4 protein-coding genes are annotated in these 3,587 nt (G+C 31.7%); 3 read left to right on the top strand and 1 reads right to left on the bottom strand.

Annotated features, from left to right (window positions below):
* The coding region (locus BBROOKSOX_RS09555) for a restriction endonuclease (RefSeq protein WP_139661419.1) at positions 1-284 on the bottom strand (284 nt) is incomplete at its 3' end.
* Between the two features lie 140 nt (positions 285-424).
* On the opposite strand from BBROOKSOX_RS09555, the gene BBROOKSOX_RS09550 reads away from it, so the two are divergent.
* The 3 genes from BBROOKSOX_RS09550 to BBROOKSOX_RS09540 all read left to right on the top strand — a co-directional run bounded on the left by BBROOKSOX_RS09550 (position 425) and on the right by BBROOKSOX_RS09540 (position 3,009).
* A complete protein-coding gene (locus tag BBROOKSOX_RS09550) occupies positions 425-853 on the top strand; it encodes a helix-turn-helix domain-containing protein (RefSeq protein WP_139661417.1) in 429 nt (142 codons plus the stop codon).
* Between the two features lie 285 nt (positions 854-1,138).
* The gene (locus tag BBROOKSOX_RS09545; protein WP_139661415.1) at positions 1,139-2,077 is read left to right on the top strand and encodes a cysteine synthase family protein; all 939 of its coding nucleotides are present in this window, start codon (positions 1,139-1,141) and stop codon (positions 2,075-2,077) included.
* Positions 2,074-3,009: a hypothetical protein gene (locus tag BBROOKSOX_RS09540; protein ID WP_139661412.1), complete on the top strand. Its 936-nt coding sequence runs from the start codon at positions 2,074-2,076 to the stop codon at positions 3,007-3,009. The genes BBROOKSOX_RS09545 and BBROOKSOX_RS09540 overlap by 4 nt, the downstream gene beginning before the upstream one ends.
* Positions 3,010-3,587: the final 578 nt, after the last annotated feature.

The following is a 3,587-nucleotide window of genomic DNA, read 5'->3' as shown; positions in this document are numbered from 1 at the left end:
GCACCGCCCGCAACGGGTATTTTGATTGAATTCTTGGGAATTTTTGTAAAAACAACCACTTCTCTTAAATTGGTTGTTATATTTTTCTTTTCTAATTCCGAATCATAAAACAGTTCATTAAAAAGATAGTTATTAGACACGCTACCCTCAGAGCCCTTTACCCCAACATCAGAGGCGGCAATTTCAGCCAAGGGCTCTCCTTGTTCATTGGTAAATTTTGTGGGATGAATGTCATTACTTACTTTTTGATAACCAATGCTAAAATTAGTGATGGCATTGTGCATTAAATACTGCTGAAACTTTTGTTGAATGACACTAATAGTGGAATGGTTTAAATGTGGATTAAGGGCAATATTATACCAAATTCAAAAAACAACAATACCATAAATAGTGTATAATAATCATTTTTTTCACCAACAAAACAATGCCAAAAAGAATCCAACTACCTGATGATTTTTATAAACACGATTTTAAGCAACTAGCCAAGATAGAAAAACACCCAAGAACAAGAATTAGATTTATTGGGCTTAGTCATATTCAAAATGGAAAAAGCTACGAACAAGTGGCACAATATCTCTTACAAAGTTTAAGCGCTGTCAAGCAATGGGTTCGACATTATAAAGATGAAGGTATCGATGGCTTAAAAGAAAAGCAACGCAGTGGTCGCCCCAGTAAGGCTCGCAATCAGAATCATACCAAATTACTTCAATCTATACTTGCAATGCAGAATAATAAAAATGGTGGCAGAGTCAGACTTAAAGATATTCAAAACATGCTAGCAAAAGATTTTAATATTCATTATCAAAATATAAACGGCGTTCATTATTTATTAACAAAATTAGGGTTAAGTTAGATAAGTGCTAGATCTAAAAATATGTTTAAATATCATCTAAAAGAATGTGAATTTAGATTTAATAACAAGGGTCAAGATTTACATAAAATCTTGCTACAAAATTTCAAAAATAACCCGCTTAACTAGTTAAGACCCAAATTTAATTAAATCAATAATAACTGGAATAAAAAATCCCAACAAATCATTTCAGGCGACCACTGATGTGACAGTTGAATTCAGATATTAGTTTTACAAAATAAAACAGCCACTTTTCGTGGACAGCATCACAATAAAACAAGGGCGAATATGATTAAAGAATCAGTGTATGAGTGTATTGGAAATACTCCTTTGGTTGAGTTACAGCACCTGCCAAACGCAACAAATAGTACAAAAATTTATGGAAAAATAGAATATATTAACCCAGGGTTAAGTATTAAAGATCGTGCAGCATTAAGATTAATTGAAGATGCTGAGAAGCGCCAATTAATTATCAAAGGTGATACTATTGTAGAGTCAACTTCTGGTAATATGGGGCATTCACTTGCAATGATATGTGCGGCAAAAGGTTATAAACTTATTTGCATAGTGGATCCAAAAACGCCAAAAATAAATATTGAAATATACAGGGCATATGGTGCAAGTATATTACTGATAACTGAGATGGATGAATATGGTGGCTATCAAAAAAATAGAATTTTAACTGCAAAAAAAATAGGTGAGAAAATAAACCACTTTAACTTAGATCAATATTCAAATCCTTCCTGTAAATCAGGAAATTATAATACTGGATATGAAATATTCTCAGATCTAAATGGAAAAATAGATGTCCTAATAGCAAGTGTAAGTACAGGCGGTCATTTATCAGGCGTATCTAAATATTTAAAACAACACTGCATAAAAAAACCTATTATAGTTGGCGTTGAACCATTGGGCTCTATAATATTTGGAGGTTGCCAAATGCCATATAAACAAAATGGTACGGGGTTAAGCTTTGTTCCAGATAACTATACGCCTTCATTAGTTGACATAAAATTAAAGTGTAATGATAACGATGCATTTTCAATGTGTAGGTATATCGCAAAAAATGAAGGCATTTTACTGGGCGGGTCTTCCGGAAGTGTCTTATGGGCGGCATCTAAATTACTAAAAAGTGGTGATATAAAACAAGATTCTAATATCGTATGTATTTTACCTGATGGCGGAATAAAATATATAGATAGCATCTACAAGGAAGTTAAATCATGAAAGAGGGGGTGATTCAGGATTATTATTCAGCCATAGGAATTATTAAAATAATACTCCCATTCTTAATAATTATAGAGATTTTGAAATATTTTAATTTAATTATTGAAATATCCATTGTAGTATATCCATTAACAAGCCTATTAAACTTACCGGTAGAATTTGGTATGGTGTTATTGCTTGGATTATTAACAGGTGTTTATGGGGGTGTATCAAGTTTTTTTCTATTAATTAATCCAGAAACCGTAACAACAGCAGAGGTTACGACATTGGCATCTTTTATCCTTATTTCTCACGCATTACCAATTGAGGCTAAAATATCAAGTTATCTAGGTGTGGAATACTGGAAAATAATATTATTTAGAATAATTTCAGCAATTATTTTTTCTTCGCTATTAACAAGTATATTCTCTTTTTTTAACTTATTTCAGGAAAAAATAAGTGTAATAAACATTATTACTGTGATGGGCGAAAATTCAATCCAAGATATTTTCATAGGTCCCTTTATTTTATGCTTGGAAATTGGAGTTATCATAATTCTTCTTCATAGACTTGTTTTTATTTTAAAAAAATGGGGTGTAATAGTTTATCTTGAAAAATCACTGTCTCCAATTACAAGAATATTAAAAATCAATAAAGATATATCGTTTTCTCTGTTAATCGGTGTTCTTCTTGGGATTTCCTACGGAGGAGCGTTACTTAAAAAAGATTTCCAAGAAAAATCAAATATTAGCAAGGAAGATAAAAAAAAATCAATTTATTTTTTAAATTTAATGCATTCAATAATAGAGGATACGGCCTTGGTCTTACTGATAGGCGCTAATATATTTATTGTGGTAATAGGAAGACTTTTATTTTCAATATCGGTATTGCTCATGTTAAACTTTTATTGGGCACATTCAATACAAAAAAATCCAACGAAAAGTTCCAATTGACCTGAAAAACCACCAATTTTGCGTCAACTAATAAGTGTCGAACTTATGTTAAAAAAGGATAGCACACCCTGCTTTCCTGCTTCTCTTAATGCCATTATCAAAGTTTTGATCATTACCATTGATTTGATTCAAAAACTTTATCATAATATAAAACCCCAACAATTTCAAACAACAATCTAAAATTTCTTATTTCGAATAAGTCAAACTAAACTAAGAATAAAGGGGACGCTACCCTTTTATTTGAGTTTAATCTCTTGGTATACGGGGAATTTTGGTTTTTGATTGAGACCTTTGCATAAATAGGGATGATTAGCAAAATCCAATTTTTGCCCAATTGGTGATTTCTTTAAACCTTGTCCTAGAGGGCTAAGGCTGGGTTTAAAAAATCGCCAAGTGGGTGAAAAGTGGGTTTCTGATGATTGTTCCTATTTAGTCGCCCCTTAAAAACCACTCCAAACAAACCAAAACCACCCATTTTTCCAACCATCTAAATCAACAAAACTGCTTTTTATCCAGTACCGCAAAAAACCTTAGGTATTTTACAAAAAATAAACCCAGTTTTTGCCAAAACAAAAAAA

It is taken from the genome of bacterium endosymbiont of Bathymodiolus sp. 5 South (assembly GCF_900128535.1).
Taxonomy (GTDB): Bacteria; Pseudomonadota; Gammaproteobacteria; order PS1; family Pseudothioglobaceae; genus Thiodubiliella.
The sequence above is the reverse complement of the archived record's forward strand: the minus strand, read 5'-3'. Positions and strand labels throughout refer to the sequence as shown.

Bases quoted from the DNA above. Each gene is read 5' to 3' on its own strand.
- BBROOKSOX_RS09545 (WP_139661415.1), top strand. From the start codon at position 1,139: ATGATTAAAGAATCAGTGTATGAGTGTATTGGAAATACTCCTTTGGTT.
- BBROOKSOX_RS09550 (WP_139661417.1), top strand. From the start codon at position 425: ATGCCAAAAAGAATCCAACTACCTGATGATTTTTATAAACACGATTTT.
- BBROOKSOX_RS09540 (WP_139661412.1), top strand. From the start codon at position 2,074: ATGAAAGAGGGGGTGATTCAGGATTATTATTCAGCCATAGGAATTATT.